The 25325-nt window shown below is 50.3% G+C and carries 24 protein-coding genes; 14 read left to right on the top strand and 10 right to left on the bottom strand.

The window, feature by feature from the left end; all coding sequences use genetic code 11:
• Positions 1-4: 4 nt before the first annotated feature.
• A complete protein-coding gene (locus ACSFXJ_RS20625) occupies positions 5-769 on the bottom strand; it encodes a threonine/serine exporter family protein (RefSeq protein ID WP_435922232.1) in 765 nt (254 codons plus the stop codon).
• A 192-nt stretch (positions 770-961) separates the two neighbouring features.
• On the opposite strand from ACSFXJ_RS20625, the gene ACSFXJ_RS20620 reads away from it, so the two are divergent.
• From ACSFXJ_RS20620 to ACSFXJ_RS20600, 5 genes are all read left to right on the top strand, one after another.
• Positions 962-2041, top strand: coding sequence for a GGDEF domain-containing protein (locus tag ACSFXJ_RS20620; protein WP_435922231.1), 1080 nt, complete (start codon positions 962-964; stop codon positions 2039-2041).
• Between the two features lie 139 nt (positions 2042-2180).
• Complete coding sequence (locus ACSFXJ_RS20615; protein WP_435922230.1) at positions 2181-3527, top strand: spore germination protein; 1347 nt, start codon at positions 2181-2183, stop codon at positions 3525-3527.
• Positions 3527-4621, top strand: coding sequence for a GerAB/ArcD/ProY family transporter (locus tag ACSFXJ_RS20610; protein ID WP_435922229.1), 1095 nt, complete (start codon positions 3527-3529; stop codon positions 4619-4621). Before ACSFXJ_RS20615 ends, ACSFXJ_RS20610 begins: the two co-directional genes overlap by 1 nt.
• Complete coding sequence (locus ACSFXJ_RS20605) at positions 4618-5727, top strand: Ger(x)C family spore germination protein (protein ID WP_435922228.1); 1110 nt, start codon at positions 4618-4620, stop codon at positions 5725-5727. The genes ACSFXJ_RS20610 and ACSFXJ_RS20605 overlap by 4 nt, the downstream gene beginning before the upstream one ends.
• 117 nt (positions 5728-5844) lie before the next feature.
• Entirely contained in the window at positions 5845-7815 is a 1971-nt protein-coding gene (locus ACSFXJ_RS20600; RefSeq protein ID WP_435922227.1) for a methyl-accepting chemotaxis protein, read from the top strand.
• 43 nt (positions 7816-7858) lie between these two features.
• Here ACSFXJ_RS20600 and ACSFXJ_RS20595 read toward each other — a convergent pair whose 3' ends face one another.
• Both ACSFXJ_RS20595 and ACSFXJ_RS20590 read right to left on the bottom strand, forming a co-directional pair.
• A complete protein-coding gene (locus ACSFXJ_RS20595) occupies positions 7859-8173 on the bottom strand; it encodes a hypothetical protein (RefSeq protein ID WP_435922226.1) in 315 nt (104 codons plus the stop codon).
• Between the two features lie 21 nt (positions 8174-8194).
• Positions 8195-8371, bottom strand: coding sequence for a hypothetical protein (locus ACSFXJ_RS20590; RefSeq protein ID WP_435922225.1), 177 nt, complete (start codon positions 8369-8371; stop codon positions 8195-8197).
• 300 nt (positions 8372-8671) lie between these two features.
• Between ACSFXJ_RS20590 and ACSFXJ_RS20585 the strand changes: the two genes are divergently transcribed.
• Positions 8672-10561, top strand: coding sequence for an ATP-binding protein (locus ACSFXJ_RS20585; protein ID WP_435922224.1), 1890 nt, complete (start codon positions 8672-8674; stop codon positions 10559-10561).
• A 45-nt stretch (positions 10562-10606) separates the two neighbouring features.
• On the opposite strand, the gene ACSFXJ_RS20580 is transcribed toward ACSFXJ_RS20585, so the two are convergent.
• From ACSFXJ_RS20580 to ytaF, 3 genes are all read right to left on the bottom strand, one after another.
• Positions 10607-10852, bottom strand: a complete 246-nt coding sequence (locus tag ACSFXJ_RS20580; protein WP_435922223.1) for an NHLP leader peptide family RiPP precursor — start codon at positions 10850-10852, stop codon at positions 10607-10609.
• 78 nt (positions 10853-10930) lie between these two features.
• On the bottom strand, positions 10931-11863 hold the full coding sequence (locus tag ACSFXJ_RS20575) for a hypothetical protein (RefSeq protein ID WP_435922222.1): 933 nt from the start codon (positions 11861-11863) through the stop codon (positions 10931-10933).
• Positions 11864-11964: 101 nt separating this feature from the next.
• On the bottom strand, positions 11965-12579 hold the full coding sequence (ytaF, locus tag ACSFXJ_RS20570; protein WP_435922221.1) for a sporulation membrane protein YtaF: 615 nt from the start codon (positions 12577-12579) through the stop codon (positions 11965-11967).
• Positions 12580-12715: 136 nt separating this feature from the next.
• Between ytaF and ACSFXJ_RS20565 the strand changes: the two genes are divergently transcribed.
• Positions 12716-12922 (top strand): twin-arginine translocase TatA/TatE family subunit, encoded by a 207-nt coding sequence (locus ACSFXJ_RS20565; RefSeq protein ID WP_435922220.1) that lies wholly within the window; start codon positions 12716-12718, stop codon positions 12920-12922.
• Positions 12923-12961: 39 nt separating this feature from the next.
• On the opposite strand, the gene ACSFXJ_RS20560 is transcribed toward ACSFXJ_RS20565, so the two are convergent.
• Positions 12962-13939 carry an MraY family glycosyltransferase gene (locus tag ACSFXJ_RS20560; RefSeq protein ID WP_435922219.1) on the bottom strand — a complete coding sequence of 326 codons (978 nt, stop codon included), beginning with the start codon at positions 13937-13939 and terminating at the stop codon, positions 12962-12964.
• 99 nt (positions 13940-14038) lie between these two features.
• Positions 14039-15484: an MFS transporter gene (locus tag ACSFXJ_RS20555; protein ID WP_435922218.1), complete on the bottom strand. Its 1446-nt coding sequence runs from the start codon at positions 15482-15484 to the stop codon at positions 14039-14041.
• Positions 15485-15661: 177 nt separating this feature from the next.
• Between ACSFXJ_RS20555 and ACSFXJ_RS20550 the strand changes: the two genes are divergently transcribed.
• From ACSFXJ_RS20550 to ACSFXJ_RS20540, 3 genes are all read left to right on the top strand, one after another.
• Positions 15662-16039: a DivIVA domain-containing protein gene (locus ACSFXJ_RS20550; RefSeq protein WP_435922217.1), complete on the top strand. Its 378-nt coding sequence runs from the start codon at positions 15662-15664 to the stop codon at positions 16037-16039.
• A 233-nt stretch (positions 16040-16272) separates the two neighbouring features.
• A complete protein-coding gene (locus ACSFXJ_RS20545) occupies positions 16273-16731 on the top strand; it encodes a Dps family protein (protein ID WP_435922216.1) in 459 nt (152 codons plus the stop codon).
• A gap of 149 nt (positions 16732-16880) precedes the next feature.
• Complete coding sequence (locus ACSFXJ_RS20540) at positions 16881-17216, top strand: KGG domain-containing protein (protein WP_435922215.1); 336 nt, start codon at positions 16881-16883, stop codon at positions 17214-17216.
• A gap of 254 nt (positions 17217-17470) precedes the next feature.
• On the opposite strand, the gene ACSFXJ_RS20535 is transcribed toward ACSFXJ_RS20540, so the two are convergent.
• Positions 17471-19165 (bottom strand): methyl-accepting chemotaxis protein, encoded by a 1695-nt coding sequence (locus tag ACSFXJ_RS20535; protein WP_435922214.1) that lies wholly within the window; start codon positions 19163-19165, stop codon positions 17471-17473.
• A gap of 147 nt (positions 19166-19312) precedes the next feature.
• Here ACSFXJ_RS20535 and thpR point away from each other — a divergent pair, with 147 nt between their 5' ends.
• Positions 19313-19888 (top strand): RNA 2',3'-cyclic phosphodiesterase, encoded by a 576-nt coding sequence (gene thpR / locus ACSFXJ_RS20530; RefSeq protein ID WP_435922213.1) that lies wholly within the window; start codon positions 19313-19315, stop codon positions 19886-19888.
• A gap of 179 nt (positions 19889-20067) precedes the next feature.
• Entirely contained in the window at positions 20068-20895 is an 828-nt protein-coding gene (locus tag ACSFXJ_RS20525; RefSeq protein ID WP_435922212.1) for a cell wall hydrolase, read from the top strand.
• A gap of 7 nt (positions 20896-20902) precedes the next feature.
• Here ACSFXJ_RS20525 and ACSFXJ_RS20520 read toward each other — a convergent pair whose 3' ends face one another.
• Entirely contained in the window at positions 20903-22060 is a 1158-nt protein-coding gene (locus ACSFXJ_RS20520) for an MGDG synthase family glycosyltransferase (protein WP_435925822.1), read from the bottom strand.
• 281 nt (positions 22061-22341) lie between these two features.
• Between ACSFXJ_RS20520 and ACSFXJ_RS20515 the strand changes: the two genes are divergently transcribed.
• Together ACSFXJ_RS20515 and ACSFXJ_RS20510 are read left to right on the top strand one after the other, a co-directional pair.
• Positions 22342-22920, top strand: coding sequence for a TetR/AcrR family transcriptional regulator (locus ACSFXJ_RS20515; protein ID WP_435922211.1), 579 nt, complete (start codon positions 22342-22344; stop codon positions 22918-22920).
• Between the two features lie 78 nt (positions 22921-22998).
• Positions 22999-25179, top strand: coding sequence for a YhgE/Pip family protein (locus tag ACSFXJ_RS20510; protein ID WP_435922210.1), 2181 nt, complete (start codon positions 22999-23001; stop codon positions 25177-25179).
• The last annotated feature ends 146 nt before the right edge of the window (positions 25180-25325 follow it).

Here is a 25325-nt window from a genome sequence, read left to right as displayed (position 1 = left end):
CAGGTTATAGAATGGTAAACACGATCGCGATACCGGCGCCAATGGCAAACGCGGTCAGGAACGCTTCCGCCCCACGGGACAAGCCGGATACCAGATGACCGGCCATCAGATCCCGGACGGCGTTGGTGATGAGAAGGCCGGGAACGAGGGGCATAACAGAGCCGATAATGATTTTGTCCAGCTCTCTGCCGAGGCCGGCCGACACTAACGCATAAGCCGCGATTCCGATCAGGAAGGAAGCGATAAACTCGGCAAAAAACTTCACTTTGACGACATGATGAAGCAGAATGAACGCCGAGAAGCCGAGACCTCCGCAAATCAGGCCGGGCAGGAAATCCGAAAGTGTCCCCCGAAACATCAAGGTGAAGCAACCGCTGGCAAGAGCTGCCGCGGCGATTTGAAGAGCAACCGGATAGGCATGCACGGAGGTCTCGATGCCGCACAGCTGGGCGTGGGCTTCCTCGGCCGAAATATCTCCGTTCGCCAGCCTTCGGGAAATGTCGTTCACGGCGGCGACCTTTTGCAGGTCGGTCGTTCGCTCGGCAATCCGGATGAGTTTCGCCCATTGCATTTCGCCGGATTGGAACACGATGCCGGTTGGGGTTACATAACTATGAGATCCGGATAGTCCCAAGGCCTCGGCCATACGAATCATCGTATCCTCCACGCGGTAAGTTTCCGCACCGCTTTGAAGCATGATTTTGCCGGCTAGCAGGCATATTTCGATTTGCCCTTGATCGCCCGCCGATGCCATGGCCGGACCTTCCATAACTACCGTCCCCCTTAAATATACTCACGACATTATACCATACAAAATTCGTGGAATAATGTCGCATTTTACTTAATAATCTAAGGATTTAGCAGCGCTTTGCCACTCAATGCTTCATATTTATGATATCCTAATATTGTCTGCCATTTTTATGGCGTTCAAGCATCGAATAAGTCGAGAGGTAAATGGAACATGCTGCAGAGTTTGATCAACAACTTTACTATATTGACGACGTTTTTATTTTTCGGAAATATGCTTTGGGGAAAATGGAAGGACAACCGATTTGAGAAAAAACGGGTATCAAAATTTCTCTTGGGAGCGGTATTCGGACTATTCGGCGTTTTTTTGATGCATTATACTTTTCCGATGACTCCCCATGTTTTTGCCGATTTTCGTCAACTTCCCATCCTGATCTCCGTCTACATGGGAGGGTGGGTAGCCGGATTCATAACGACAATGATGATCGCCGTTTACCGGCTGCTTTTTCTGAGCGGATTTAACTTTGCCTCGATCATGGGAGCCGTCAATGCGCTTGGAACTTTGCTTACCGCGGTCTGGTTATTGAGAAACCGCAAGCTGTCCTTTCGAAGATGGGGGGCGGCGTTGGGAATCTCTGCGGTCATTTCCGCTGCGGTGTTTGCTCTTATATTAAGCGATACAAACAAGTGGATACCGATTGGCGAATTTATGATCGTGTTTATCATTGGCGGAATGTTCACCTTTGCCATGCTGATGTATTTGAAGAGATCGGATGATTCGGTCCGGATTATGCGAGAGGCGGCTCATCGCGATTTTCTGACCGGCTTGTACAATGTCAGAGCCTTTGAAGTGATCATGAACCAGAGAATCGCCCATACGAACCGGTACCGGATTCCGTTTACGCTGCTCATGATCGATATCGACCATTTCAAGCGGGTCAACGATACGTATGGCCATCCGGCCGGAGATGAGGTATTGTCCCAGATGGCCGATGTGCTGAGGGACACGTTCAGGCCCGGGGATCAAATCGCCCGCAAAGGCGGGGAAGAATTCGTTGTCATCGTGGACGAATGCGATGCCGGGAAAATCGGGACGATCGCCGAACGCCTTCGGCAAAACGTCGAGGACCACCCGTTTTTGTTGCCTGACGGAACGATATTGAAAATGACGATATCCGCGGGCAGCGCGACTTACCCGGACTTCGAAGACAGCCTGCTTGTCGAGAAGGCCGATCAGGCGCTTTATGAAGCCAAAGCGGCGGGCCGGAACAGGGTTTGCCGGGCGGCTAACTGAAAATAAATGATAGAATCAGCCGATGGTTGTCTTTTGATAACCGTCGGCTTTTTGCTTTGGAAGAATGAAGATCGGTACATGTTGGCAAAATAGGCATTAGCTTAGCGAATCGATCCGGTACGGACAAGGAGGCTGACTGATGAGCAACAGTAAGAAATCGCATGAGCAAATCAACGAATGGCTTGCGGAAAAGCTATCCGGACAGGTTGATTTTGAACAACGCAGCATCGGATCGGCCGAAGACATCGAATTGCAGTATTTAAGAAGCATATCCAACTCGGATACGGTGAACCGCTTTATTATCGTTCCAAGTCACGAGATGAACAATGCCGCGGATTATGAAGCGTATATCGCTTCCTTTCCGGGGACCGTTCAAGCCGAAAATAAGGACAAAGTCATGGAATATGTGCTGAAAGGCTTCGTGCTTATTTCCGTTCAAGGCAAACAATACCTTTTTGATGCCGTAAAAGTAGAATCCAGCGGAATCGGCGAATCCATCAACGAATCGATTGTACAGGGCCCCCGGGATGCGCTTAGCGAAAATATCGAGATCAATCTCAATATGATCCGCCGGCGGTATCAATCCCCAACTTTGAAAGTCGATATGATGGTCGTCGGCAATATGTCCAAGACGACCGTAGGGATTATGTATGACACCGAACGGGTAGATCAACAGGTGCTCAAGGAAATGAAAAAGCGGATTTCCGGGATCAAAGTCGATATCATTCAATCGGCCGGCGAAATGGAAAAGTATATCACTCCGGAGCGGTTTCGCCTGTTCCCGACGATGATCGTGACGGAACGGCCGGACCGGGTAGTCTTCAATATCGCAGAAGGCAAAATCGCGGTCCTGATCAATACGACAGGTTTTGCCATTATTGCCCCTACGATCTTCAGCGATTTCTTCACGGCGATGGACGACAAAATTCAGGTTCCGGTCGTGGGCTGGTTCCTCAAGACAATTCGCTATATCGGGTTGTTCCTCACGCTGACGCTGCCGGCGTTGTATGTCACGTTTTCATCTTACAATCCTGAAATTTTGAAAGTCCAGTTGTCCTTGCTCATAGCGGGCAGCCGGGCGGCGGTTCCCTATCCTTCCTTTATGGAAGTATTCCTGATGCTGTTGATGATGGAATTTCTGACGGAGGCTTCACTGCGCCTTCCGAAAGCGATCGGTCCAACCGCGACAACGGTCGGCGGTTTGATTCTAGGCCAAGCGGCCACGCAGGCCGGGCTGGTCAGCAATATCATGATTATTCTGGTCTCCGCCGTGGCGATTTCGAATTTTATCATCCCGCTCAGCATGATGGGCTATACGACCCGCGTTCTTAAATATTTGTTTGTGGCCTTGGCCATTATCTTCGGATTGGTCGGCGTCGTTGTGGCGATTGTCGGACTGGTGATGTATTTATCGGGTCTCCGCAGCTTCGGCAAGCCTTATTTGAAAATGGCGATTTTGGAATCCAAAACGAAGGGTGAAAAGTGATGGTGAGAAGCAAGTATTTCTATTACCTGTTTCTGATGAATGCGCTAATCAATATAATCAACTTCGTTCCCCGCATACTCATATACACGAGGTTCCGAGGGGCGCTACCGTCCATTTTCATCTCGGTTGCCATAAGCTCTACGATAATCTATATCTTTGTAAAGGCCCTCCGGCGTTTTGAAGGCCAAGGGCTTCCGGAGATTCTGAATGCGTTTATGCCAAGGGGGATCGGCGTTCCGCTGCTTTTCATGCTCGGGGTTTTCTGGTTCTTTGCCGGAAGCATCACGATGCTGTCCTTTGTCGATATATCCCTTCGTTACATTAGTCCGGATATTTCGCCTTATGCCGTCATCATCGGCTTTTTGCTGGTAGTCGGCTTATGCTGCCGCCTGGATGCGGACTCGATTTTATACGGTCTGGAAACATTGCTGCTCCTTGTTACACCGGCCATCGCATATATGCTGATAAAAGCTTTTATCAATCCGCTGTTTAGCTGGGATGCCGTCATGCAAATGATTACATACATGTGGACCAGGCCGAAGTTTGTCTCCATAGCCGGGGCCACCTTTGTTTTTTCCGGATATATCAATCTGGTTATTTTCAACCGTTCCTTCAAAAAGCTAAATCCGCGGCATCTTTGGCTCATCCCGGTGTTCGGCCTGCTGATCCTGCTCTTAACCTTTCTCGTTCCCGTCGGATATCAAGGAACGATCGCGGTGGAAGATCATATATATAGCTGGTTTTCCACGGCAGACTCCATCCGTATGGAATTGTTCATTGTCGAACGGGTGCTTTTTTTGTTTTATACGATCTACCTGACGCTGTCTTTAGTCAGTGCGGTCATCCATTGGCATGTCGGCTTGGAATTGCTAAAAGGCATGTTCCAAAAGAAGGACGGGACACTTCCGGGAAAAAAGGCGGATTGGTGGATTCTTTCCCCGGTTTGCTTGATCACAATCATTGGAATGAATTTCTTAGATCAAGTCAGAATGGCCCAAATGGGCCAGTGGTTTTTGAACATTCGCTTTTACGGAGAATTATTGCTCCTTGCCTCGATCATTTACGCGAATAGAAGGAGTGCGGCGAAGTCATGAAAAAAATAGTTTGTACCTTCCTGTTACTTATGCTCCTTGGAATATTGACGGGTTGCCAGTTCAAGGATATTGACAAAAGGGCCTTCGTCGTTGAGTTGGGAATCGACCGGCCGCAAGACCATGACAAGCAGGACCAGTTTGAGGTCACGTTAAGAATAGCGATTCCGGAGGGAGACCCGACGCAAAGAAGCCAAGAGTCCATCACGATTACCGAAGTGGCGGCAAGCATCCCAGAAGCGGTTAGACTTATGAAATCCAAAGTGGACAGGGAAATTGATTTCAGCCATTGCAAAGTGGTGATTATCGGCGAATCCTTTGCCAAAGGCAATATAACTCCGGTCATGGACTGGTCTACGCGGCGCCGGGATATTCAATTAATTATGCTGTACGCGGTCGGTGTCCCTAATGCGAAAGAAGTGGTCAAGATGGACACCAAAAGCGAGCGATTGCCCGGAAATGCCTTGATCCTGGCCTTGACCAAAGACGGGTCGGAGTCCCCGTTCATTGTGTCCGCCTATAATTTTGACGTCAGCCGCCGGACCAAAGAACATGGTCTGGATCCTTTTATGCCGGTAGTCGAAACGAAAAACCCGGACATGCTGATCATCAACAAGGTAGCCCTCTTCGATAAGCAAAAAATGGTGGCCACCCTAACGCCGGATGAAACCCGAATGCTGAATTTGCTGCTTGCCAGGAACTTGAGGACAAGCTTTAAGATCAATACGGAAGTTTCTTCGTTTGACTACAATTTAGAATCTTCCAGCTCGAAGTACCGGATTAAGGCTGGAGAAGGAGGGAAAACCGTTGTCATGTATCGTTTGTCCGGCAGGGCCTCCCTGGAGGAGAACAGCACGGGCGTTCCCGTAACGGGCCCGGTATTGCGCCTCATATCAAAGGCAGCTTCGGAAAAGTTGGAAAAGGACACGCAAAGCCTGCTCAAAAAAATTCATTCCACCGGGACGGATCCATTAGGCTGGGGGTTGCGTTATTATTCCAGAAGCTGGCGCAATAATACCGAACAACGGGATTGGGCGGAAAAATACCCCAACCTCGAGTTTCAGGTTAAAGCCGACCTAAAAGTGAAGTATACCGGAGTACTTCGCTAGAAAGCACATTAGTATTTTTATATGAATTCCATGAATTACTAATAAATTGGCGACGCAGGGCTACCGATATATAGTTATTGTCCGGATTCGAGCTATATTCGTAGAAGAGGTGGCGTCATGATCAAGAAAACAATGTCGATACGGAGCCGTATGATGATCTCTTATTTATTGGTTTTGCTGGTGCCCAGCGTGATCATCTCGGCGGTTACCTATTCGGCCGCGAGCGGGCGCGTTGAGAAGGATTTAATGGGCAGCGCCCGGGAAAGCGTGGCCGTGGCGGACCGGATCGTATCGAACGAGATTGAAGGAAAACTCAAGGATATGGACTATTTCGGGAAGCGGATTACGGCCGCAGACGTAAACGCGGAGGTCGCCTCCGGCGGAGATGCCATCAAGCGGCAGCTGCAGGAATATCAAGCGACCAACGATAATGTCCTGAACATTTACGTCGGGACGAACAAAGGGGAGATACTTCTAGCTAAAGACGAGGATCTGGGAGAAGATTTCGATCCGCGAACCCGGGATTGGTATGTTCTTGCGCTGAAGTCGCAACAAGCGGTGGTATCGCCTTCTTATCTGTCCGTAGACGGCAAACCCGTGGTGTCGATCTCGCAAAAGCTATCCGATGGCAGCGGCGTCATTTCCATGGACCTGGATCTTAGCTCCGTTTCTTCCATGACCGATATAAACGTCGGTACGGAGGGATATATTTTTATCGTGGACATCAGCAAAAAGCTGTTGGTTCACCCGACGGAGAAGATCGGCGAGGAATATAAGGAAGACTTCGTTAACCGGATGTTCCAGGAGGATGAAGGGACATTCGACTACGAGGCGGACGGCCAAAAATACAAAATGGCTTTTTTGAAGAATGAGGCGACCGGCTGGCGGATCGGCGGAACGATGAGCCAGGACGAAGTAGCCGATGCTACGGAAGGCATCAGAAATACCGCTCTTCTTGTCGTGCTGGCATCCGTGCTTGGCGCTGCGGTGATCGTGTATATGAATGTCCGCTCGGTCGTAAGACCGCTGCGCAAATTAAATGAGGCGACGGCCATACTGGGAAAAGGCGATTTGACTCAGCGGCTGGATTCCTTCCGGCAGGATGAAATCGGGGCACTGGCCGCAAACTTCCAAGCCATGGTCGATAATTTGCGGAGCATGGTCGAAGGGGTCAAGGACATGACCGACAACGTCTCCGTTTCGGCCGAACAGCTGTCAACCGGTACCGAGCAGACGACGAAAGCGATAGAACATGTTACGGTTGCGATTTCGGAAGTCGCCGTGGGCAGTGAAGGACAGCTTCGAAGCGTGGAGTCGGGAACAAAGAGTGTTACAAATATGAGCCGGAAAATAGGGGCCGTTTCGGAACAAATGAAGCAGGTAGCCGGAGCGATGGGGGAAACGGCCGATACCGCCTCCCAAGGGACGATTGCGGTTTCAAGCACGGAAGACAGAATAAGAGAAATCCGCGATACCGTCGAAGAATTGGGGAGCATTGTGCTTTCGCTCAATGAACGCGCAGAGCAAATCGGAGATATTATTGGCGTGATCTCGGGTATAGCCAATCAGACGAACATGCTGGCCCTGAACGCCTCCATCGAGGCGGCGAAAGCGGGGGAACAAGGCCGCGGGTTTGCGGTCGTTGCTTCGGAAGTGCGCAAGCTGGCCGAAGGAACCCGTGGCTCGGCCGATCAGATCAAAGACCTGATCGCCTATATTCAAGGCGAGGTTAAACAAGCCGCAATTACAATGGAAGAAGTCAAAGCACGGGTTCGAGACGGGATGGAAGCGATGGACCGCTCGGGCGCATCGTTCGGACTGATCCGCGAATCGGTATTTGGAGCCGCGGAAATCATAACGACCGTCTCGTCTTTAATGGGCGAGGTCGCGGCGGAGGCGTCCGAAGTGGAGCAGGCCATCGGATATATCCGCAATCTCTCCGAGGAAACGGCAGGGAATACGGAGACGATTTCGGCCGCCGCCGAAGAACAACTCGCTTCGCTGCAAGAGATGGCTTCCTCTTCCGCGGATCTCAGCGGTATGGCGGAACAACTTCAACAAATGGTCGGCAAGTTCAAAATTTATTGATACAAACAGGCGGTCCCTGATTGGCAGGGACCGCCTGTTCTGTTTATTCGGATTCATCTCCGTCAAAACCGTTAATCAGATCGGTTCCGTGCATCGCGTCGGGATCGGGAGCCGCCGGGTCGACCGGGCTGTCCTTCGTGATATCGTCCGCGTCGGGAACATCGGGCAAGGCCACATCCTGGCGGGTATCGTCGTGTTCGGACGGGTGCGTCTCCGGTTCACTCAGACTCTGGGTAATCCGGGTGTCATGGGGCAACAGGTCGTCGCCGGGAATATCGTTTTCATCACGATTCTCTCCAAGCAGCTTGTACCTTTGATAAGTCTGATCCCCTTCCGTAGGGTACTCTTGATCCGCCATGCCAGCCTCTCCTCCTTGTCGTTAAAACTTCGGGAACACGTATTTTACGAGGAAATAGAGAAATCCGAAGAACAGGACGATATAAGCCGCATATTTGATAAAGGTGGCCGCAACCATACTGGGCTCGGATTTTTCCTGCACGCTTTTGCGTTCCACATCCACATTGCTCACTTCATTGCGATCACGCGGTTCGTACATGATCCTTCCTCCTTATCTTTTCCATGCCGAACCGGAAATATCCGGGGGCATACGGTTATATTTGTCTAGTTCTTACACGAAATCGGAACATATGAAACGTGTTCCCGATCCGAAAAGACCGAACTTTTTCGGTTTATCCAAAACTATGCATAGCTTAAACCCCCACATCCAAGGTAAAATGGATTTTGGCATGAATCTCATTTTTAAAATCTATTATTTTTTCCATAATATTGAAGGTTAAAGTGTGATTTATAGCGAATTAGGTAGAGTAACTTTCATTTTATTTGCAGAGGTGCTGGCATGAAAGCCTTTTTAAAAGCGGTTGCTGTTTGTTTGATCTTGATGGTCATCATTTTTTTTGTGATATTTTTGGAAGGTCCCAACGATCGTCGGACGGATGAGCAAACGATTGATCATTGGCAGATGATTTGGACAAATAAATTTGATCCTACAACATCGGAAAAGCAGTTGGAGCAGATGGAGGGCTGGGAAAATACCGGCATTCCCAATAAAAACCTTTCGCGCCCGGAAGGAGCCAAAGGACTATGGGTCAAAATCGAGCTCCCGCAAAATATTAAACCGCATTTCGCTATTCTCTTCGACAAGATTTACGGAAGAGAAATCGTTATTTTAAACAATGAAAATGTACTATATAAATTGAAAAGGGATTATAACTTCGAAACCAACACGGTTCTGATCCCCTTGGATTCCAATTATTCAGGTGAAACTCTATACATCGGAATTGGGTCCGAAGGGAGATTCGGAATTCAGGATTCCGTACGTGTCGGGGACTATCAACAACTTATTAAAGGATTTGTGCGAGTTAATATTACGGATTTCATTTTGGGTTGCACCTTGATCTTTATTGCCGCCATCATGCTGATCTGCATATTCTTTTTAAAGAACGAGAACCTTGCCACCTGGCTGTCCTTATGTATTGTTATTTTGAGCAGCGGAGTCATGGTAATCACCTATTCACCGTATTCTTACTGGCTTTTTGAGAATGCTGGGAAAATTTATGTGAATCTATTTGATATATCGCTGTTTGTACTTCTGCCAGCGTTTACATATTTCTTCGAAAAGATATTCGGTCCCGGTTATTTTTCATTAATTAAAAATTTCAGGAAATTTCAAATCATTTACTCGGGTGTTTGTCTACTTGTGACGGTGACTTATGCAATCCAACCTGAGAGCATGAACCTATATAGATTTGTTACCGGTCAGTTGCTCGGTTACTTTATGATCCTGCAGTTCGTTCTGCTCATTTGTACGGCCTTGATCTACGCGATTAAAGGTAACCCTGACGGTATTATCTTTTCCGTGGGATTCATTATCTTTGCGTTTCTCGGGCTAGGGGAACTGATTTGGTACTATTTTAAAGAAGCTTACTATGACCTGTATTTATGGAAATGGGGCGTCATATTCTTCCTGACTGCCTTGATCGTTATTTTGGGGAGAAAATTTGCACAAAACCATGAACGGGTCGTGGAATACTCTAAACAGCTGGAAATGTTCAACAACGAGCTGCAGCGCTCCGAGAAAATGGAAATCATTAGCGAGTTGGCCGCTTCTGTCGCCCATGAGGTTCGCAACCCGCTTCAGGTGACACGAGGATTTCTGCAACTGCTTGCAGCCAAGCAAAACTCGGCGGACAAGGTATATTTAAGCATGGCTCTGGAAGAATTGGACCGGGCATCCGGCATTATTACGGATTTTCTGACATTTGCCAAGCCGGAAGTGGGAAAGGTGGCTACTTTGAACATTTTGGACGAGTTTTTGCATATTGAGGGAATTCTCGTTCCGATGGCCAATTTACAGGGAGGTAAAATTTCGGTTCATATCCCGAAGGATTTGTATATCAAAGGAAACTCCTCAAAATTCAAACAGGCTTCGATCAATATTATCAAGAACAGCATCGAAGCGCTTCATGGAGAGGGGGAAATTCAGGTATGGGCTTACGAAAAGGATGATCATGTGTACATCCATATCAAGGATACCGGGGAAGGAATGGATCCGGAGGTGCTAGAACGGCTCGGCGAGCCGTATTTCTCCAACAAAACAAAAGGAACGGGCCTTGGGCTTATGGTTACTTTCCGTATCATTGAAGTAATGAACGGAACTCTATCCTTTAAAAGTCAAAAAGGGGCAGGAACGGAGGCGACCATCAGTTTTCCTTCGGTGAAACCCTAAGGATGATGATCGGCTCGTTCCTGCCCGCCGCTGAGAAAGTTATATTCAAGTTCCCCAAAGAGCGTTCGGCTTCGTTTCGGACTTAATAACATGAGAAGGGTTAGGAGGCAGTACAAGATAGAATTCGTCCGAATTCTCTTCTACTGTCTTCACCTTGATGTGATCCGGCAGTACTACACCCAAAGCCTCCTGGATAGCCGCTTTCGGATCGGCGAGAAGTTTGGCCTTGAAGCTGGGGTCTTGCCATGCTTTTTCAATTACTTGTGATTGAAGGAGAGCTCCTGATGTCATTGGAATCACCCTTTCAAAATAAAATGGTTATATTTTCCTAACTAGTATATCACGGAGATTGACAATAATCTAGCAGCATTACATATTATTGGAGATCCAAAACTCCAAACCGCCTCTTTGCAGGATGCTCCGCTTTGCCTGAATTTCCCTGGCGCCAGTCTCAAGATTATCCACCATACCCCCATGGAAATCATACAAGTCAGGTACATCCGACTTGATATCAAGCAAGAGTTTATGGCTCCGATCCGCGTGTTCCCAGAGTTTAAGCAGAACGTCATGAGTGGAGATCGCTTGATGTACTTCCTCCGATGTCGGGCGTCTGTCCCGCCCGATATCCAACTCCGCTTGTGTCACGGAAATGAGAGAGTTATAACTTCCCTCCCGCAAATCCTTCTCCCAATCCTGCCAATCATCGACCAACTGTAGCGTGACCAGAACCGAGTCCACCGCCTGTTCCAGCTTCGCGATCTCGCCCGCGCGTTCGGCCAATAACATGGAGCCGGCTACGGTGAGTTTGACGGGAGCGGCTTTATGTCCCATCCGAACGGGCTCTTCGTGAAAAAAGTCCGATTCCCCTTCTTCCGAGACGGCTTCGGCCCATTCCGAAACATATTTCCGGTAATACGTCCAAAATGGGGATGCCCCCGGGAAGAAGCTGCCGTACATTTCAATGAACAGGGAATGGATCAATTCCGCAAGAGGAAGCTTCCGGGCCCCGCCGGATTCCGGTTCGTCCATGCACTCGTCGATCAAATGATAGTACATCATTCCGAAAATATTGGCAACCGCAAACCGGCGTAACTCGGCGGACTCCAGTCCTGACAACCGCTGAAGCCAGAACGGCAGCAAGTAGCATATGTAGTTTTTGGATCGATTCTCTTTCAAAGCGTGAAACCGGTCCAAATAATTTCGGGCCGGAGTTTGAAAGGCTGCCGGAAGAGAGCCCAACATCCGCTCGGCTTCCGCAAAGGCAAGGTCGAGTTCCTGTTCATAATGCGTCAGCCAATTCAAGAGTCAAACCTCCTTTGATATACAACTTGATTCTATCCATCCATTATAAAAGATAGAAGAAGAGGATACCAATCGCTACAAGTGGTGGTTTGCCCGTATTTTTAGAAGATTTGGTGAAGACCGATAAGAATAAGCAGGACACCGGACACGACCGTGGCCCGGTTCCCCAGCTTTTCGGCGGCGTACTTTTCCCCAAACCCGGCACATATAGCCAGTAAAAGGAAGCTAAAGATTCCGACGGATAAAGAGGTGTAAAATATATTCAGGTGCGTGATGCCCGCATTAAAGCCGCCGGCCAACGCATTCATGGCCAGCGCGATTCCCAAAACGACGGATTCCCCGATGCTGAGCGATTTGGAGCTGTCCACGTCGGCCTCCTCGGGATTTCGGAGAAGCCTTGTTAAGGTCGGCGGATCGTTTTCCGGCGGGGATACCGGCTTCTTTTCCACAAAGGGCTGAAGCAAAACCCATACTCCAACGGCCACGATGACGACGGTTCCGATCCACTGCCCAATTAAAGGGTGGACCCACAAGGCGATCCAGTTCCCGAACAATCCCGAAAACAGAGTAGCGAGAAACGAAATAAGGGCGATCGTCAGATTGGAATACCACGGAATATGAATTTTCCGTACTCCGTATGCGATGCCTACACCTGCGTTATCCAGGTTGGAGGCCAACCCGATGGCAATGACGGCCCACAGACTGAACATATTCATGCTGCCCGCTCCTTTGCATACCATGATGCCAACAGCATATGCCCAAGGAACGCTTTTGGTTTCTAATGGGAGGCATTCCTTTATTTCGAATAAAGTAGTATAATTTTTATAAAGACAGCCTAAAGAGGTGATAAATGTGCTTGAAAATTTGTTGCGACCATCACATTTGCTGTTGTTGGTGATCGCCGCATTGATATTGTTCGGACCAAGCAAGCTGCCCGAATTGGGACGGAGCTTCGGAACGATGCTGAAGGAATTCAAGAGAGGCGCCCGCGGAGATATTATCGAGGAAGAGAAGCCGCAGGAGATCAAGGCTGCCGTACAAGATACCAACAAATCGTGATATACGTGAAAACCCCGCTCATGGCGGGGTTTTTTGTCGTCAAGTGCCTTGGATAAGCAGCAATATAATCGAGGACAGGCCAAGACAGGTGCTGATCAGATAGAGGAACATGACGGTTTGTTTATGGTTTAATCCTGCGCGAAGCAGCCGGTAGTGAACCTGGCTGGCATCGGCCTGATAAATGGCATTGCCTTGAAAAAAGCGTCTGAGAACGACGAAAATATTGTCGAAAATCGGTACCCCCAGCGCAAGCACCGGGATGAACAGCGACAGGACGGTTGCCTGTTTGAATGCGCCGTCCAGGGCGATGACCGCAAGCATAAAGCCGAGGAACGTTGCGCCCGCGTCGCCCATAAATATTTTGGCAGGCGGCTTGTTGTACCGCAAATAAGCAAGGGTAACGCCGATCAGCGTAATGGACAGCATCGCCGATGTGGATTGTCCCTTCACAAGAGCGACCACGAATAACGTAACCGCGGATATGGCGGCCAACCCGCCGGCCAATCCGTCAAGCCCGTCCGAAAAATTGATGACCGTCGTAACGCCGAAAATCCAGAGGATCGTCAATATAAATTGCAGCCACATAGGCAAAAGCACGTAGTCCCCGCTGAACGGATTCACGAATCCGCTGAACGTGATCCCGGAGGCAAACACGAGCACCGCGGCGGAAACCTGAACGATCAGTTTCGGCAGCGCCGGAAAGTCTTTGCCTTTCGTTTTGAACCAGTCATCGACGGTTCCGATGGCGAGCAGCAGAATACCGCCCAGAAACAGAGCCCCGGTCTGCAAAGAGAAGTCTCTGGTAAACAGCAGATAGGAGGCGAAGAAGCCGATGAAAATCGCATAACTGGCGGTCAACGGAATCGGGCTGCGGTGAATTTTTCGCTCCACGTCCTCCCTGGGCTTATCGACGAAATCCAGCCGGAATGCCAATTTCCCGAGAGGGGGAATCAGAAAATAAACAATCAGAAACGAGAGCAAAAACGAATATAGATATAAAATGATAGTCACCACCAAAGCAAGTTATACAGAGCTACGTTATATTATAAAAAGTTTCGTGAATTCTGTCGAACCCTTTTAGAGAGAATACCAAAAGTTGCTTGCAAATATTCTATATTATTGACCCATTGCCGAAGGCTTTCCCGGTTTTCTCAGGCGCAGTCGCTGCACGGATACGAGCAGGGCCAACAAGCAGATGCCCATCGCCGTCCAGAACACGGTATGCAGCGCGCCTAAGGCGGCTTCCGGCTCGCCCGGAGACAGCGGGCGAAGAACGCTGAGGCGGGAAGAATACAAGGAAATCGACAGGGAGGTGCCGAGCACCATCCCTATATTTCGCACGAGCGCGTTCAATCCGCCGGCGGTGCCCAGTTTTTCCCGAGGCACGGAGCCCATGACGCTGGAGTTGTTAGGAGACTGGAACAGCCCGCCGCCGAGGCCGAACAAGCCGAGATGCAGTCCGACCATCCAGGCGCTTTCTTCGGTCGTGAGCGTATTCAGCAGCCCGAACGCAATCGCATTGACGAGCAGCCCGGCCGTCGTCAGCGAATGGGAGCCGATCCGGTCCGACAGCCAGCCGGAAATCGGGGCCACGACGGCCATGACGAGCGGATATACCATCATCGTATAGCCTGTCTTTGCCGGAGAGAAGCCGAGTACGTCCTGCATATAAAACGGCATCAGGACATTGGTGAAAAACAGGGCCACAAACGAGAGCAAGGCCGTGAAATTGCCGATGGCGAATGCGGGTATCCGGTAAAGGCTGAAGTCCAGCATCGGATGGCGGGTGCGTTTTTCCCAGAAATAAAAGATAACCAGCACGAGCAGCGAAGATGCTCCGCCGATCCAGACCGCGGGCGAGACCCAGCCCCAATCCTGTCCGCTGGAGAGGACATAGAGAAAGGCGACCATGCCGGCCATAAACAGCAAGGAGCCCGTGTAATCGAAAGGCTGCTTCTTATGGTCCTTCCGGTCTTGCGGCAGGATGAACCAGCCTGCGATGAAGCCGATGACACCGATCGGCACGTTAATCCAGAAGATGGACGTCCAGCCGAGGTGTTCAACGAGAATGCCGCCGATTCCCGGGCCGGTTAGAGAGCCGAGCGATACCATCGTGCCCGTAATGCCCATCGCCCTCCCGCGTCCCTTGCTGGAGAAGACTTCGGCGATGATGGCCTGGCTGTTCGACATGAGACAAGCCGCCCCCAGCGCTTGCAGAATCCGCGAGACAATGAGCATGCCGAGGGAATGCGAAAGGCCGCAAAAGGCGGAGCCGATCGCGAATATCAAAAAACCGTAGTTATAGACCCGGCTGCGGCCGAACATGTCGGATATTTTGCCCATGATCGGCAGCGTCGCGCATATGGTGAGCAAATACGCGGTAAGCACCCACTGGACAATGTGAACCTGAGCGCCGAGCTGTTCCGCGATCGTCGGCAATGCGACATTGGCGATGCTTCCGTCCAGCGTCGACATAAACGTGCCGAGCGAGACGTTAGCCAGGATGACCCATGGGCTGGAGATCCGGGGCGAGGACGAAGTGGGAGTAAGTTTTTGGGACATGATGAAGACCTCTTTTCGATTCGCTTTTCTATGGTATAAATTCACTTTTTGTATTATATCATGAGGTGAGGGGGATTACTCCGACCGGGCGATGTCGAAAATTGGCCGGAAATATGGTACATTATACAATGGTGTGAAGAAATTAGTAAGCAAGCTTATGGTATGGAGGGATACCGAATGCAGGACGATTACGCGCGCAAGCTTGAGGATCAGAAGGGGTTATTCAGGCAGCTGGGCATAAAATTGGATGCCCTGGCCATTCACGAGAAGGACTTCGACGTCAAAATGCGCGGCTACGAAAAAGAAGAGGTCGACCGCTTTCTGGATGATATTATCGTGGATTATGAACGCTTTTACGATATTATTACGGATTTGCTGGACAAATATAAAGAAATTCAGCGCCGCCAGGCCTATTGGGAAGAAGAGAAGAAAGCCTTCGCCATGCGCAAACCGCAGATCGATACGGAAAATTCCGTGGACCGCCGCATCGTGGAAGACGGGATCCGCCAATTGGAACGCAGCCTGGAACAGTTGAAGCTGCGTATACGGGGATAAATGAACAAGGGACCGGCATATTCATGCCAGGTCCCTTGTTTTGCATAATACCACGCGAAACAACACAAACTTCGCTAAGACGGGTTGGTCAGATCTTCATTGGATATTCATGTGAAAAACTTGCGGAATAGACGGATAAGTGATATGATAGATTCAGGATTTAGAATTAGTCTAAATTTAAAAGAACTTCACGGACTTACAAATACCTTTACAATGGAATGGAGGAAAAAGAAATGACAAATTTAACACAAACGGAATTGGCTCTGGAAAAGCAACTGAACCTGCAAATTGCTAACTGGACTGTACTGTATACCAAACTTCACAACTTTCACTGGTTTGTAAAAGGACCGAACTTCTTCACCCTTCACGAAAAGTTTGAAGAGCTCTACAATGAAGCCGCGGAGCATATCGACGAGCTTGCGGAACGTTTACTGGCGATCGGCGGCAAGCCTGTAGCGACGATTCGCGAGTCTTTGGAAATCGCTACGCTTTCCGAGGCTAACGGAACGGAAACGCCGGAAGCGATGGTATCGTCGGTCGTAGCCGACTTTACCAGTCTGCAGGCCGAACTGAAGCAAGGCATGCAAGTCGCGGAAGAAGCACAGGACGAAGCGACGAGCGATTTGCTCCTCGGCATCCTGTCCGCTTTGGAAAAGCACAACTGGATGCTGAATGCTTTCTTAGGCAAGTAAGACCAGCTTCTTGAATAGGACACCTAAGACAATGGCTGCCGATTTTTCGGCGGCCATTGTTTTGTTTTTCGGGGAGGGGGTAATACAATAGCGTGCCGGAAAAGGCACCTTACACAAACATCTACCAACAACGATAAGGAGTGATTCAAATGGCAAACAACAATCGCGATGGGAAAATGAGCCGTGAGGAAGCCGGTCGTATGGGTGGAGAAGCTACAGCAAAAAATCATGACAAGGAATTTTATCAGGAAATCGGTAAAAAAGGCGGCGAGGCAACCTCTCGCAACCACGATAAGGAATTTTACCAGGAAATCGGTCAGAAGGGCGGAGAAGCGACATCCCGTACCCATGACAAAGAGTTTTATCAGGAAATTGGACAAAAGGGCGGGGAGGCCCGCGGCGAATCCGACGGCAATGACGGCAAAATGAGCCGTGAGGAAGCAGGTCGCAAGGGCGGAGAAGCCCGTGCCCGCCAGCGTAAATAAATGAGGAACGCCCCTTATCCTTTTACAGGATAAGGGGCGTTTTTGTTTACTGTTGTAATAAATACAACAATTTACTATGAAAAGAGGAGGTACGCGTACGGATGCTGCAAATTTTGCAACATTTTTATCAAATTAACCTCACCTTCTCCGTATCTGAGCTAAATTGTTGTAAATTCTGCAACTTTGAGCCCGACAAGCGAGCTTTCGCAGTGAAATGTTGTATCAAATGCAATATTTGTAGCTTGGAGCAAGACTTACAGCTTGAAGCGTTCTACCAGCGTATGCATCCGTTCAGCCAAATTGGAGAGCAGCGCGGAGGAAGCGCTGACCTCCTGCATAGTGGCCAACTGTTGCTCGGTGGCGGCCGACATCGTTTGCGCCCCATCCACGGTGGTGTTTGCGACATTCACCAGCTGTTCCATCGCGTTCACGAGCGAACCGGAATTGGCGGATAACTGCCGGAATGCGCCGCTTACGTTCGTAATCGCTTCTGCGGCATTCTGAGTCGAGGCTTGAATCTCGCGGAATGAATCCCCGGCACCGCTGACCAGACCCGCCCCGAATTTCACTTCCTTCGACGTTTCCTCCATCGTTTCCGCGGTGACTTCCATCTGACGAATAATAAAATTTATGAGCGCGGCGATCTGTTTGGCGGATTCCGCGGACCGCTCCGCAAGCTTGCGGACGGATGAGGCGACCACCGCGAAGCCGCTGCCGTGTTCGCCTGCGCGCGCCGCTTCGATCGCGGCATTGATCGCGAGCAGATTGGTCTCGGCGGCGATTTCGGTAATCATGTCCAGAATGCCCTGAATTTCTTTCGAATGTCCGCCAAGCTGTTGGATGCTGGAAGACAGGGACACGATTTTATCTTCAATCGTGGACATTTGCCGTACGCCAAGCTCGATCGATTTGTTTCCTTCCTTCGCGGCGGCGGCGGAAATTTGCGCTTCCTCGGATACTTGATCCGCGGCGGCCGTTATCTGGCCGATAAACGTGGACATCTCCTGCAGCGCCCGGGAGCTCTGCTCCAGGCTTTGCAGCTGATAGTCGGCTCCTTCGGCAAGCTCTTGCGTAACGAGAACCGCCTGTTCGCTCGCTTTTCCCGTTTGCTCGGCACTCGCGGACAGCTCTTGCGAAGAGGAAGCCACCTGCATGGAGGTGTCGTTGATTTCAGCAATGAGCTGGCGCAAGTTTTCCGTCATATTGCCGAAATCCCGCGACAGATTCCCGATTTCGTCCCGGCTTCCCAGCAACAAAGGCTTCACGGACAAATTCCCTTGAGCCACAAGATTAACCTGGCGGGACAACTGTTCGATCGGACGAATCATCCGGTGGATGAACAGATAGACGGCAACGATGGCCAGCAGGAACACGCCGCCGCCAATGAGGAAAGGCAAAGTTAGAATATCCCATACCCGTTCATGTATGATGGAAGCATCGAAATTGATCGCCATCAGGCCGACGATTTCTTTGGTCATATCATGATCTTTGTAGATGGGGCCGTAACCGGTCAATAGACTGACTCCGTCATAATTGTAGATCTTCGTATATACGGAGTGATGGCTTTGCATGATCTGATCCCGGTCCGCTTGCCTGAAATAAAAATCGTCCCCGGCTTGATATCCGCGCTGCTTCAGATTTTGGTCCGCGGCCAGGATTTTGCCGTCCAACGATAAAATGAACACTTCTTTAAACAACGGCTTATGCTCGACCGTCCAATTCAACCTTTCTTCAAGAGATTTCAGTTCTTCGGCATTGCCCTGCGACAGCCGTTCGATGATCCCGGGGTCAACCAAACCGGTCGTAATGTTGGCACATCCGACGGTTTCGATGCCGACGGCTTCCTCCACCTGACGGAATGCGGTTTTGTAACTGAAAAAACCGATGAGGATGCTGACCAGGAGAAGGACCCCGATAATGCCGGCGGTGATCTTTTTTGCAAATCCCATATTTTTGCCCCATTCTAGTAAATTTGATGCAGGTCTCGGTGCAAATCTAGGACAAATTATATATTAGCGACATTTTGGGCAATTATAATTTAAATCATTCGAATTGTGACAAAATAGTGAAATTACTGTGAAAAGGAAGGAGTTTCTATGACATCTATAGATAACAAGGAGAACTGGCGCATTTTTGTCGCGATTCCGCTGCCCGTTCAACCGGTCAAAGAGGCGCTGGCCGCTTGGTCGGCGGGGATGAAGGATCGTCTGGAATTTTCCAAATGGGTCGATTCGCGGGATTATCATATCACGGTGCAATTTCTCGGGGATACGTCTGCCGAGCTTGTTCCCGAAATCTGCGATCATTTGACGGAGAAAACGAAAGGAACGGGCCCGATACATCTGCAAGCCCAAGGTTGCGGCATATTTGGACGGCCTGCCCTTCCGCGAGTTCTTTGGGCCGGGGTGGACGGGGAGTTGAGCAAGCTTGGGAATTTGCAAAAAATCGTTGCCGAAAGCAACCGGAAATTCGGTTTTGTTCCCGAGGATCGTCCTTATAACCCCCATATTACGCTTGCGCGAAAATACCGGGAGGGTCACCGTTTACCCCCGGGACTTTTGGAGAAAGACCGCCCGGAATTTGGTGCTTGGGATGCGGATGCATTGGTGATCTACCGGACGCGGATGCGTCACCTACCGATGTATGAGGAAGTTGGGAGAATCCCGTTATAATCGCATATCCGGCAATGTTGCAAGGACCCGCCTTCCGTATTCCGGAAGGCTTATTTTTTGGAAATTTATGCTTGGGTTATTCAAATCGACATTTTTCGGTTACATACATGAGAGAATTGTCATCTTCCGGAATGCCGGTGATGAATAAAGAGAAGAACTGTCGGGTAGGAGGTCATTATATGTATATTTTTCGGCAAAGCCGTTACGTCGCGCTCCTTCTGGGAGCGATTCTGGTCTGTTTAGGGGCCATTTGTTTGCTTCAGCAAAGTTTATATAACGATCGGGGAAAAAGTGGGAACGGTACCCGGTTGGAGCGTGTTTTGACTACGGGCAGCTTGTCCAAACCATTCAGCTCGGTATCGGACCCCATGAAAGCGAAGCAGGGGGAGAGGCTTTCCGAGCCGATCCTTCCGCATTTAGTGACTTTGGAGATCAAGGATCGCATCCAAGCACCGGGAATAAGCCCGTCTCAGCAAATCCAGGAGCTGGAATCGGAGAGAATCCGGTTGCGTGAAAAGGCGAAGGAAGCGAAAAAAAAGGAGCAAGTTTCCGCTAAATTAAATCCCCCCAAGGAATTATTCTTCACTCGGACGGAACTGTTAAACCATGATCATAAAGAAGATGCGACATGGACCTACGTTCTGAACGAAGAAGAGCTGCTTCTCCTGCGAAAAATCGTGATGGCGGAAGCAGAAGGCGAACCGTACGAAGGCAAAGTGGCAGTCGCCAATGTTGTCTTGAACCGGCTGCGGTCCGCAAATTATCCCGACACCATAAAAGAAGTCATTTACCAGAAATCACAGTTCAGCCCCGTCTGGAACGGCCGTTTAAACAAGGTCAAGCCCAACGAGGATACGATCCATGCCGTCAACGAGGCGCTGAACGGCCGTAAAGAAGTTACGGACGATACCTATTATTTTTTGTCTTTGAAACTGGCGACGGATCTGACGATTGCCCGGACAAAGGACAAAGCCCAGGTCATCGGGAATCATACTTTTTATAAGTAAGCCGAGATTATCGGCAATGGGCCAGTATATGGACCGTGTCCGATGATTGAAGCAGCTGGGCGATTTGTTTCGCGCAGCGGTCAGGGCTGTAGACGGAAGCCTCGGGAAACGGAATGGCTCCGGCCGGGCGGCTTTCCGCAGCGGGACAGACGGAAGTTATTTTCCGAAACCAGGCGTCCAGAACATGTTCGGATGACAATTCATCGCCGCGGCCGATTTTTACGAAATATTCGCGGTTCTTCTCCTCCTGTCCCGGAATCGATTCGTAGAACAGCATGGGAATGCCCTTCGCCAATCCTTCCGTGCAGGTCATGCCGCCCGGCTTCGTGATCAGCAGATCGGAAGCGTCCATCCACTTGCTGATTTCGCGGGTATAGCCAAGGACGCGAAAGTTCGGATGCTGCAGATCGGGATGGCTGCGTAGCTTGGAAGCGAGCTTTTCGTTGCTTCCCATACAGCACACAATCTGAATCCGGTCCTTCCATTCGGACAATTTGGCGATCAATTCGTCTTTGACAAGCAGCCCCCAACCGCCGCCCATCACCAATACGGTCGGCATATTTTTGATGCCGAGCTCGCTTCTTACCGAGGCTTTGTCCCGTTTGGTCCAAAAATCGGGGTGAACGGGAATGCCGGAAACATGAACCGTCTCCGAAGTGATCCCCCGCTGCACGAGCAGACGTTCCACCTCGGGTGTAGAGACGAAGTAGCGGTCGATCTCCGGGTTGATCCATGAGGCGTGGGCATCATAGTCGGTAATCAGCGTGAACAAAGGAACGTCCAATCCGGACGCTTTCAGCCTGGAGACGATCGCTCCCGGAATCGGATGCGTGCAGATGATCAGATCGGGATCCATGTTCCGTATGAGCCTGGCGGCGTGATGGTAGAACAATTTATGAAGCGCAAGCCGGGTCAACCGGCTGACCGGCTTCTCGTATTGTATGCGGTAAAACAGTCCGACAAGCGCGGGACTGGTGGTGACCGTCAAGCGATAAGCGGATTGGATCCAGGGTGCCAGCGTCGGATTGAGTAAGGTGCCGAGCTCCAGTACTTTTGTGCGGATATGGGGATCGATTCTTTTTAAACCGGCAGCCAGCGCATGTCCGGCCTTCGTATGTCCATCGCCGAATCCCTCCGAGAGAATCAGCACTTTTTTGTGCGGCATCATTTCACCTTCTTATATCCAGAATCTGTTATCTACAGTTTATACGTTTCGTTGTGAAGAAATAAGAGTCTGCGGACTGGTCTCGTCGCTGGACTTAGGTCGGGGGAACAAAATGGTAGTTTTCTGAAAAAAGATGAAATTATTAGTGAAAATTTATGAAAAATAAATGTTGCAAAGTGAAAGGCGAAGTGATAAATTTAAAAATGACCAAATGACCGAAATTGAATTTTAGTCATTTTTGTTTGATCAACATGAAGTCCGATACCAAGGAGGTGTTCGTAATGGCAGTGGTGGATCGCCGCAAACAAGTGATCGAGGCAGCGGAGAAATCGTTCGCCCTGTTCGGATATAAGGCTACGACGATGGATCATGTCGCCAAGATCGCGAATGTTGCCAAAGGGACGATCTACACGTTTTTTACCAACAAAGAAGAACTGTTCGATGAAATTCTCCGCTCCGTCATTCAGGAAATGAAACGGATTTCGGAACAGGAAGTCCGCAGAGACCGGCCGTTCTTCGAAAATTTGTATTACACCATGGATTCTCTGCTGGAATACAGGGCGGAGCATGAACTGCTCATCAAGCTGTTCCAGGAAGTGCGCGATTTCGGTACTCCCCAAGCCCGGGAAGGTCTTGAAAAGATCGAAAGTGCGATCCTCGATTACTTGGAAAAACAGGTGGATATCGCTATGCAGCGGGGAGAAATGCAGGGGCTCGATCCGAAAGTCGTATCTTTTGTCATCTTTAAGCTGTATATCGCCCTGACTTCGGATTGGAACAAGCTGCACGACCCGTTAAGCAAGGAAGAGATCAAGGAATTCGTCCGGCGTTTTTTGTTGGGCGGGTTGTCGCCAGCCTAACAAATCAGGTCTTGAAGGAACCTGACGACGGATTCGTACACAAACAGAAAAATTAGACATAAGGAGAGAGCAGGAACCATGAAATCGATGTCGGTGTTTTTTAAGGATATGGTTGCTTCCTTCAAGAATCCGAAAGTCATCATACCGATTATTGTCGTATTGTTTATCCCGGTATTGTACAGCGGGATGTTTCTCGGAGCGTTCTGGGATCCTTACGGCAAATTGGATGATATCCCCGTAGCGGTGGTCAATCAGGATACGGGCGCGGAATATGAAGGGAAGTCGCTTCAGGTTGGTAAGGATTTAGTGGAGGAACTGAAGAAAGGCAACGACTTCGGCTGGGAATTCGTAACCCGCGAAGAAGCCGATCAGGGAATGAAGGACAACAAGTATTACATGACGATCGTCATTCCGGAAAATTTCTCTTCGCAGGCAACGACGCTTATGGATGAAAATCCGGCGCCTGCCGAGCTGCTGTACATCCCGAATGAAGGTTACAACTTCTTGGCGGGTCAAATCGGCGGTACGGCGGTCAAAGAAATCAAGAGCAAGGTTTCCGCGAAGGTGACCGAAGCTTATACGGAAACGTTGTTCGATCAGGTTGAGAAAATTTCGGGCGGCCTGGCCGACGCCGGCAGCGGCGCAACGAAGCTGAACGACGGCGCCGCCAAGCTGGATGAAGGCGCGCAGACGCTGAAAGAAAACCTTGCAAAATTGGTTGACGGCACGACCGAGCTGAACAGCGGGATTACTCCCCTGAGCAAAGGCGTTAGCGATCTGGGCAAGGGCGCTTCGGATTTGAAGACGGGCGCCGACAGTCTCGCAAGCGGTTTGGGCCAGCTTTCGGCTGCGGAGCAGCAGCTGGAAAGCGGCGCGGTTAAAGCGCAACAAGGCGGAGCACAACTGAAAAACGGGCTGGATTCGTCCCTTGAAGGCGCGAAAAAGCTTAACGCCGGCCTGACCGCTTCCGAACAAGGCAGCGCCAACTTGGTGACCGGATTGGAATCCGCGGTTCAAGGCAGCGCCAAAGTCACCGAAGGGGCTAAGAGCGTGGCGCAAGGTTTGGAGCAGTTAACGGAGGCGAGCCCTGATCTGGCGAAAAACCCGGCCGTGCAGCAGCTCCTTGCCGCCAGCAAAGCGGTAGCGCAAGGCAGCGAGCAGGTACAGCAAGGCCAGCAGCAGCTGGTGCAAGGAAGTAAAGAGCTTCATGCCGCCCAACAGCAGCTGGTGCAAGGCAGTACGCAGCTGGTACAAGGCCAGGAGCAGCTGGTTCAAGGTGCCGAGCAATTGAACGCGGGCCATGAGCAATTGGCCGGCGGACTTAAGCAGTTCGGAGCAAAGCTGAACGAAGCTGCCGCCGGCGGCAAACAGCTGGCCGAAGGCGCAGGCAAGCTCAGCGCAGGAGCCAAGCAAATCGAAGACGGCATGGGACAATTGTCGGGCGGCGTTCAAACGCTGGCCAGCGGCTCCAAGCAGCTTGACGCCGGCGCCGGCGAGCTTAAATCCGGCATGGAGCAGTTGACCGAAGGCTCGGGCGAATTGGCGACCAAGCTGAACGATGCCGCTGACCAAACGTCAAGCGTGAAGAAAACCGACAAACTGGTCAACATGTATGCCGAACCGATCAAGATCGACGAAGAAAAAATGAACGAAGTTCCGAACTACGGAACAGGCTTCGCGCCATATTTCCTGTCGCTCGGCTTGTTCGTCGGAGCGCTGATCTCCACGCTGGTCGTTCCGCTTCGCGGGACGTCGGTCGAAGGGGCAACCGGTTGGAACCGGTTCGTCAGCCGGGCGATTTCGTTCACGCTGATGGGGCTGGTGCAATCCGTTCTTGCCGCTTCGCTGACCCTGTACGGACTGGGGCTTGAAGTGAAGAGCGTGCCGATGTTCTATCTGTTCAGCTTCATCACGAGCTTGTGCTTCATGTTTATTATTCAGGCGCTGGTGACCTGGCTGGAAAATCCGGGCCGTTTCCTGGCGATTCTGATTCTGATTTTCCAACTGACCACAAGCGCGGGCACGTTCCCGCTGGAACTGATCCCGAACTGGATGAAAGTGTTCAATCCGATCCTTCCGATGACGTACAGCGTCAGCGGTTACAAGGCGGTCATTTCCTCGGGCGATTTCAGCCACGCTTGGGAGCAACTCGGCGTATTGGCCGGCTTTGGTATCGTCTTCCTGGCGATTACGCTGATGTACTTCGTAACGCACAAAAGCAGCGAAGACGTTTCCTCGGAAGCGAGCATGAACGCATAACATTACGCAAATATGCCATATTGCAGCAAATTAAGTGAACCTTCAACCCACATTATTCCTGGGTTTGGAGGTTCTTTTTCTTATATTTGAAAATTTATTAGCTTTTGTGCAAAAGAAAGAGAAGATAGTGCAAAAACACCGCGACC

Source organism: Paenibacillus salivarius, assembly GCF_051307165.1.
In the GTDB taxonomy this organism is placed as follows: Bacteria; Bacillota; Bacilli; order Paenibacillales; family Paenibacillaceae; genus Fontibacillus.
The sequence above is the reverse complement of the archived record's forward strand: the minus strand, read 5'-3'. Positions and strand labels throughout refer to the sequence as shown.

What these genes read in the sequence shown, in the direction of transcription:
- ACSFXJ_RS20625 (WP_435922232.1), bottom strand. Translation starts at nt 769, where the DNA reads ATGGAAGGTCCGGCCATGGCATCGGCGGGCGATCAAGGGCAAATCGAA.
- ACSFXJ_RS20620 (WP_435922231.1), top strand. Translation starts at nt 962, where the DNA reads ATGCTGCAGAGTTTGATCAACAACTTTACTATATTGACGACGTTTTTA.
- ACSFXJ_RS20615 (WP_435922230.1), top strand. Translation starts at nt 2,181, where the DNA reads ATGAGCAACAGTAAGAAATCGCATGAGCAAATCAACGAATGGCTTGCG.
- ACSFXJ_RS20610 (WP_435922229.1), top strand. Translation starts at nt 3,527, where the DNA reads ATGGTGAGAAGCAAGTATTTCTATTACCTGTTTCTGATGAATGCGCTA.
- ACSFXJ_RS20605 (WP_435922228.1), top strand. Translation starts at nt 4,618, where the DNA reads ATGAAAAAAATAGTTTGTACCTTCCTGTTACTTATGCTCCTTGGAATA.
- ACSFXJ_RS20600 (WP_435922227.1), top strand. Translation starts at nt 5,845, where the DNA reads ATGATCAAGAAAACAATGTCGATACGGAGCCGTATGATGATCTCTTAT.
- ACSFXJ_RS20595 (WP_435922226.1), bottom strand. Translation starts at nt 8,173, where the DNA reads ATGGCGGATCAAGAGTACCCTACGGAAGGGGATCAGACTTATCAAAGG.
- ACSFXJ_RS20590 (WP_435922225.1), bottom strand. Translation starts at nt 8,371, where the DNA reads ATGTACGAACCGCGTGATCGCAATGAAGTGAGCAATGTGGATGTGGAA.
- ACSFXJ_RS20585 (WP_435922224.1), top strand. Translation starts at nt 8,672, where the DNA reads ATGAAAGCCTTTTTAAAAGCGGTTGCTGTTTGTTTGATCTTGATGGTC.
- ACSFXJ_RS20580 (WP_435922223.1), bottom strand. Translation starts at nt 10,852, where the DNA reads ATGACATCAGGAGCTCTCCTTCAATCACAAGTAATTGAAAAAGCATGG.
- ytaF (WP_435922221.1), bottom strand. Translation starts at nt 12,579, where the DNA reads ATGAATATGTTCAGTCTGTGGGCCGTCATTGCCATCGGGTTGGCCTCC.
- ACSFXJ_RS20555 (WP_435922218.1), bottom strand. Translation starts at nt 15,484, where the DNA reads ATGTCCCAAAAACTTACTCCCACTTCGTCCTCGCCCCGGATCTCCAGC.
- ACSFXJ_RS20550 (WP_435922217.1), top strand. Translation starts at nt 15,662, where the DNA reads ATGCAGGACGATTACGCGCGCAAGCTTGAGGATCAGAAGGGGTTATTC.
- ACSFXJ_RS20545 (WP_435922216.1), top strand. Translation starts at nt 16,273, where the DNA reads ATGACAAATTTAACACAAACGGAATTGGCTCTGGAAAAGCAACTGAAC.
- ACSFXJ_RS20540 (WP_435922215.1), top strand. Translation starts at nt 16,881, where the DNA reads ATGGCAAACAACAATCGCGATGGGAAAATGAGCCGTGAGGAAGCCGGT.
- ACSFXJ_RS20535 (WP_435922214.1), bottom strand. Translation starts at nt 19,165, where the DNA reads ATGGGATTTGCAAAAAAGATCACCGCCGGCATTATCGGGGTCCTTCTC.
- thpR (WP_435922213.1), top strand. Translation starts at nt 19,313, where the DNA reads ATGACATCTATAGATAACAAGGAGAACTGGCGCATTTTTGTCGCGATT.
- ACSFXJ_RS20525 (WP_435922212.1), top strand. Translation starts at nt 20,068, where the DNA reads ATGTATATTTTTCGGCAAAGCCGTTACGTCGCGCTCCTTCTGGGAGCG.
- ACSFXJ_RS20520 (WP_435925822.1), bottom strand. Translation starts at nt 22,060, where the DNA reads ATGCCGCACAAAAAAGTGCTGATTCTCTCGGAGGGATTCGGCGATGGA.
- ACSFXJ_RS20515 (WP_435922211.1), top strand. Translation starts at nt 22,342, where the DNA reads ATGGCAGTGGTGGATCGCCGCAAACAAGTGATCGAGGCAGCGGAGAAA.
- ACSFXJ_RS20510 (WP_435922210.1), top strand. Translation starts at nt 22,999, where the DNA reads ATGAAATCGATGTCGGTGTTTTTTAAGGATATGGTTGCTTCCTTCAAG.